Below are 5,547 nucleotides of genomic sequence, written 5' to 3'. Positions count from 1 at the left end.
CTAACTCGTTACTTAAAAAGCAAAATTATATCTCGAAGGTGACATTTTCATAGAATAAAATCATGATTTTTTAGGTGACATTTTCACAGGTTATTGACAGTTATTTATACTCTTTTACCTGGAAGTATTGCATCTACTATCCCTAATACTAAAGCACCAATGATAGCTCCAATTACTGTTATATCGTACCCATCAACAAAATATCTTGTTAGATATAGGACAATTACTGTTACAATAAAACCTAATGCACCTGCTCCAAATGGAGAAGCATTGACTCCTAGAATTTTTACAATTAACCAATTTAGTACTCCAATTACTATAGCCGCAATAATTAAAGTCCATATCCCAGATGTGCTAAACCCAGGTGTAAAAAATGCAGTTATCCCTAAAACTAGGGCTGATACTATTATCTTGATAATTAAATCGAAAAATCCTGTATTGTTTTTTGAATCACTCATATTATCGCCTCCTAAGTATATTATTCCCATATATTGATTTTTGAAACAATTTCCATTTAAAAAAACACTAGCCAAAATTAAATTTATATGCTAGTATTATAGTATGAATTAAAGGGGGTTTTGTTTATGGAAATTAAAAAAGATATGCTAATTGGTGAAGTTATCAGGAAAAAACCTGAAGCAATAGAAATACTTCTAAGACATGGAATGGGCTGTGTTGGTTGCCCTTCAAGCCAAATGGAAAGTCTTGAAGAAGCAGCTATGGTTCACGGACTAGATTTAAACAACTTAATGAAAGATTTAAATGCATAAAAATATGGGGTAGAAATTCTACCCCATATTTTTATGCTCCTAAAAGAGCGTCTATTCTATCTTTGTCAAATCCTACAACTTCTTCCCCATCGATTAAAACGACAGGTACTCCCATATGCCCCATTGACATGAGTTCTTTTCTAGCTTGATTATCAGTTGAAACATTTTTTTCAACATAGTCAACGCCTTTTTCTTTTAGATGATTTTTTACCATAGTGCAATATGGGCAAGTGCTGCTTGTATATACTACAACATTTTTCATAATTATCTCCTCCAACAATATATTAAGTGTATTTAACAATTATATTATACCCCTATAGGGTATAGTTGTCAATACAGTCTTTTTTTACCCTGAAATCCTAATTTTAAACTCGTATCGAATAATTTAGTCAAATTTAAATATTCTTCTATTGATAAATCCTCTGCTCTTCTATTTTCGTCTATGTCTGCTATATATAGAATTTCCTTGATGCTTTGTTTGTCCTTGTCAATACCCTCATAGCTCGATAGAGCGTTTATAATGGTCTTTCTCCTCTTTGAAAAAGCAGCTTTTACTATTCTAAAAAAAAGTTCTTTATCCACATCATATGATTTGTTCAACTCCATTTTTACAACAGCGCTGTCAACTTTGGGCTTGGGCATAAAAACAGTGTTTGGAACTTTAAACTCAATTTTCGGTTCAGAGTAAAATCTTATGAAAACAGACAATGAACTGTAATCCTTTGACCCAGGTTTTGCAGTCATTCTGAGTGCTACTTCTCTTTGAACCATTACCGTTATTAAATCTATTGGAAGATCATTTTCAAATAGCATTTCTAATATAGGCGTAGTTACATAATACGGAAGATTGGCAGCAACCGATATCCTCTCTCCATTGAATTCTCTTTCAATTATTTCTTTTAAGTCGAGTTTTAAAACATCAGAAAAAATAACTTTCACGTTATCAAAGCCAGATAGAGTTTCTTCTAGTATAGGCTTTAATCTCTCGTCCATCTCAACAGCAACTACTCTTTTGGCATTCAGTGCTAACTCTTCAGTGAGCGTTCCTACACCCGGTCCTATTTCAAGTACATTTGTGTTTTTATCTACTCCTGCTGCAATACTTATTTTTCTAACTATATTCCCATCAATTAAAAAGTTTTGACCTAGTGCTTTTGAAAAATTAAACCCATGTCGTTCTAAAATATATTTTATCTGATTAGGTGAATAAAGCCTTTTAGTCTGCATCGTTATCTATCCTTTTTAAAGCGTCTATGAATTCTTCTTGCGTTATTCCAAAAGCATTTAATCTTAAAAGAAATGTCTTTGAATTCGCATAGCCTATTCCTAATGTGTTCCCGAGCTTTTCTCTTCTTATCTTTGCATCTTTCCCGTTTGATAGATTATTTGCTATCATATCCTTTAAAGTAAATCTATCTTCTTTTTCAATAAATGTTGGCCTTGCTTTTTTTATGGCTTCTATGATGTCATCTTTATTAGCATTTTCTATACCGATATCTCCATCTTTTAAAGCTTTTTCTTGAGATAAAAATGCATGTTTTGCATTTGGAAATAATTCTTTTAGTTCTCGCCTTATCTTTTCACCTTGATAGTCAGGGTCAGTAAAGATTATTATCCCTTTTTCTCTGTCTATTTTCTTTAATATGTTGATGAACTTTTTACCATACGCAAAGCCATTTGTAGCGATGCATTCACATTCGATTGCAGATTTCACTTTCGCTATGTCATCTTTTCCTTCCACTACGATGACTTCTTTAATCATTTATATCACCAATTTTTATTTCAAATAACTTTTTAGCATTTGCGCTAGTAATCTTTGCTATTTCTTCTAAGTCAACCTCTTTAATTTTAGCTATTTCTTCTGCTGTGTATTTAATGTATTTGGGTTCATTCCTTTTGCCTCTAAAAGGTTCTGGCGCTAAATAGGGACAGTCTGTTTCAATCAGCAGATTTTCTAGTGGTATAAATTGGGCTACCTCTTTTGTGACTCTAGCATTTTTAAATGTGACAACTCCTCCGATTGCAATGTAAAAGCCAAGTTTTATATATTCTTTAGCAATTTCTACACTACTAGAAAAGCAGTGCATGACTCCTCTTAAATTTGAGCTTTTCTCTGATTTTATTATATCCAAGGTGTCCTTTACTGCCTCTCTCGAGTGGATGACTATTGGTAGATCAAGCTTTTTAGCTAACCTAATCTGCTCTATAAAATATTCTTTTTGAATATCTTTTGGAGAATTCTCATAATAGTAATCTAGCCCAATTTCCCCTATTGCTACTACCTTTTTTCTTTTTGCCAAGTTTTCTATTTCGTTTAATCCAACCCCAATTAGTTCACTAACTGAGTGGGGATGAACTCCTACAGATGCATAGATGTTTTCATAGTCTTCTGCTAGTTTTACTGTGCTTATGCTCGATTCTATATCTGCTCCAATATTTATAACTAGGTCTACTTGATTTGATTTTAAATCCTTTATAACATTTTGCCTATCTAAGTCGAATCTTTCATCATCTAAATGTGCATGACTATCAATGAACATATTTTTTCTCCCTACTAAGATATTGTTGCTCCATCATCAATTTCTTCTAATGTTGACAACAATGTCAATTTCCCGTTTTCATCCTCAGCAGCCAGTATCATTCCCCTTGATTCTATACCTCTTAATTTTACTGGCTTTAAGTTTGCCACTACAATGACTTTTTTGCCGATCAAATCTTCAGGTTTATAATATTCTTTTATGCCAGATACAACTGTTCTTGTTTCATCGCCTATCTTTAATGTCAATACCAAAAGTTTATCTGCCTTTGGATGATTTGTGCAATCTATTACTTTTGCTACCTTTAATTTGACTTTTGAGAAATCGTCAATTGTGATAAAGTCCTCTTTTTCTTCTATTTCTTTGACTTCTTTATTCTCTTCCACTCTATTTCTCTCCTTTAATTCTTTTCGTCTTTCAATCAAATCTGAATTTGCTTTTTCAAGCTTTTCTAATTCTTTTTCAATGTCTAGTCTAGGAAACATTATCTCTTTTTTATTTACCTTTAGACCCGATTTTAATTTACCCCAAGAGCTTGCATCTTCCCATGTCAAATGTTCATCTATCCCTAGCTGAGCCAATATGTCTTTAGAAGTTTTTGTCATAACTGGATTTATCAATACCGATACAATCCTTAAGCTTTCAGCTAAATTATATAAAACAGTGTCTAACCTATCTTTTTTGTTTTCTTTTGCTAAAATCCATGGCATAGTTTCGTCAACATATTTGTTTGTCCTTCTGATTAACTTCCATATTTCTTCAAGAGCATTTGAAAAATTAAATGCCTCCATATATTCATCTACTTTTTTGTATGTCGAAAGTGCTAGTGATTTTAGTTCTTCATCTATGCTTTCTTCAATCCCTATTTTGGGTATAATTGATTCATTATATTTCTCAATCATTGTAATTGTTCTGCTTACCAAATTACCTAAGTCATTTGCCAAATCAGAATTAAGTCTTTGCAAAAATTTCTCCCTAGTAAATGATCCATCTTGTCCAAATGAAAATTCCCTTAGCAAAAAGTACTTGAATGCATCTATTCCATAAAGCTCTATTATTGGTTCAGGATATATAACATTCCCTTTAGATTTCGACATTTTGTCATCATCAAACAAAATCCAGCCATGTCCAAAAACTTTTTTAGGAAGTGGCAAATCCAGCGCCATGAGTAATGCAGGCCAAATTATTGTATGAAATCTGACAATTTCTTTCCCAACTAAATGGACATCAGCCGGCCAGAATTTCTCAAAATTTTCCTCATTTTCAGTTCCATATCCCAAAGCTGTAATATAGCATGATAATGCATCTATCCAGACATATATTACATGCTTTTGATCGAACGGAACTCTTATTCCCCAATCAAAAGTGCTTCTTGATACGCTTAAATCGTCAAGACCATCTTTAAGAAAATTATTTATCATTTCATTCTTTCTAGATTCTGGTTGTATAAAATCTGGATTTTCTTCATAAAGCTTTAAGAGTCTATCTCTATATTTTGAAAGCCTGAAAAAGTAAGTTTCTTCTTTTTCTAGATGGGTTTCCCTTCCACAGTCAGGGCATTTGTTTCCATCAACTAACTGGCTTTTTGACCAAAATGATTCACAAGGAGTACAATAATATCCTTCATAATAAGATTTATATATCTCATCTTTTTCATATAATTTAGTAAATATCTTTTGGACGCTTTTCTCATGTTCTTCATCAGTGGTTCTTCTGAAATAGTCGTAATCAATTTCAAGTAATTCCCAAAGTTTTTTTATATCTTTTACTATACCGTCTACATATTCTTTAGGTGTTAGTCCACTTTCCTTAGCTTTCTCTTGAATTTTTTGACCATGTTCATCAGTTCCTGTGGTAAAGAACACATCATATCCTTTTAATTTCTTGTATTTTTTTATAGTATCTGCTGCTACTGTTGTATAAGTGTGTCCTATGTGAAGATTATCACTAGGATAATAAATTGGTGTGGTTAGATAGTATTTATTCATTTTCATCTTCCCTTCTTGGAATTAATAAAAAAACCTTCCATCTCAGAAGAGACGAAGGAAACGCCGTCTTATTAATACATATATTATAGCTTAAATATAAGCTTTGTCAAGATATTGAACAGTTGCATTTTTTAGAATATTGCGCCTATTTACCCAAAAATTTGACAAGTTTTGATTAATCGTTTAGAATACTAAAATAGTCTTAAAAAGTTACAAAAAGGTTACAAATATAAACTTTTTGTAATACTAAAA

At 32.1% G+C, this 5,547-nt stretch carries 7 protein-coding genes; 1 reads left to right on the top strand and 6 read right to left on the bottom strand.

Features of this window, described 5'->3' with window-relative positions:
• Positions 1-104: 104 nt before the first annotated feature.
• Positions 105-458, bottom strand: a complete 354-nt coding sequence (locus tag ACTB1H_RS08955; RefSeq protein WP_463262504.1) for a phage holin family protein — start codon at positions 456-458, stop codon at positions 105-107.
• Between the two features lie 126 nt (positions 459-584).
• Here ACTB1H_RS08955 and ACTB1H_RS08950 point away from each other — a divergent pair, with 126 nt between their 5' ends.
• A complete protein-coding gene (locus tag ACTB1H_RS08950; RefSeq protein ID WP_463262503.1) occupies positions 585-770 on the top strand; it encodes a DUF1858 domain-containing protein in 186 nt (61 codons plus the stop codon).
• Between the two features lie 31 nt (positions 771-801).
• On the opposite strand, the gene ACTB1H_RS08945 is transcribed toward ACTB1H_RS08950, so the two are convergent.
• The 5 genes from ACTB1H_RS08945 to metG all read right to left on the bottom strand — a co-directional run bounded on the left by ACTB1H_RS08945 (position 802) and on the right by metG (position 5,301).
• Complete coding sequence (locus ACTB1H_RS08945; protein ID WP_463262502.1) at positions 802-1,032, bottom strand: glutaredoxin family protein; 231 nt, start codon at positions 1,030-1,032, stop codon at positions 802-804.
• A gap of 68 nt (positions 1,033-1,100) precedes the next feature.
• A complete protein-coding gene (gene rsmA, locus ACTB1H_RS08940; protein ID WP_463262501.1) occupies positions 1,101-1,997 on the bottom strand; it encodes a 16S rRNA (adenine(1518)-N(6)/adenine(1519)-N(6))-dimethyltransferase RsmA in 897 nt (298 codons plus the stop codon).
• Positions 1,987-2,532 carry a ribonuclease M5 gene (gene rnmV / locus ACTB1H_RS08935; protein WP_463262500.1) on the bottom strand — a complete coding sequence of 182 codons (546 nt, stop codon included), beginning with the start codon at positions 2,530-2,532 and terminating at the stop codon, positions 1,987-1,989. Before rnmV ends, rsmA begins: the two co-directional genes overlap by 11 nt.
• A complete protein-coding gene (locus tag ACTB1H_RS08930) occupies positions 2,525-3,310 on the bottom strand; it encodes a TatD family hydrolase (protein WP_463262499.1) in 786 nt (261 codons plus the stop codon). The genes rnmV and ACTB1H_RS08930 overlap by 8 nt, the downstream gene beginning before the upstream one ends.
• A 14-nt stretch (positions 3,311-3,324) precedes the next feature.
• The gene (metG, locus tag ACTB1H_RS08925) at positions 3,325-5,301 is read right to left on the bottom strand and encodes a methionine--tRNA ligase (protein ID WP_463262498.1); all 1,977 of its coding nucleotides are present in this window, start codon (positions 5,299-5,301) and stop codon (positions 3,325-3,327) included.
• Positions 5,302-5,547: the final 246 nt, after the last annotated feature.

The organism is Soehngenia sp. (genome assembly GCF_055108775.1).
Note: the sequence above shows the minus strand (reverse complement) of the source record. Positions and strands in the feature narration are given on the sequence as shown.

Coding starts and splice junctions, on each gene's coding strand:
- metG (WP_463262498.1), bottom strand. CDS start 5,301: ATGAAAATGAATAAATACTATCTAACCACACCAATTTATTATCCTAGT.
- rsmA (WP_463262501.1), bottom strand. CDS start 1,997: ATGCAGACTAAAAGGCTTTATTCACCTAATCAGATAAAATATATTTTA.
- ACTB1H_RS08950 (WP_463262503.1), top strand. CDS start 585: ATGGAAATTAAAAAAGATATGCTAATTGGTGAAGTTATCAGGAAAAAA.
- ACTB1H_RS08945 (WP_463262502.1), bottom strand. CDS start 1,032: ATGAAAAATGTTGTAGTATATACAAGCAGCACTTGCCCATATTGCACT.
- ACTB1H_RS08955 (WP_463262504.1), bottom strand. CDS start 458: ATGAGTGATTCAAAAAACAATACAGGATTTTTCGATTTAATTATCAAG.
- ACTB1H_RS08930 (WP_463262499.1), bottom strand. CDS start 3,310: ATGTTCATTGATAGTCATGCACATTTAGATGATGAAAGATTCGACTTA.
- rnmV (WP_463262500.1), bottom strand. CDS start 2,532: ATGATTAAAGAAGTCATCGTAGTGGAAGGAAAAGATGACATAGCGAAA.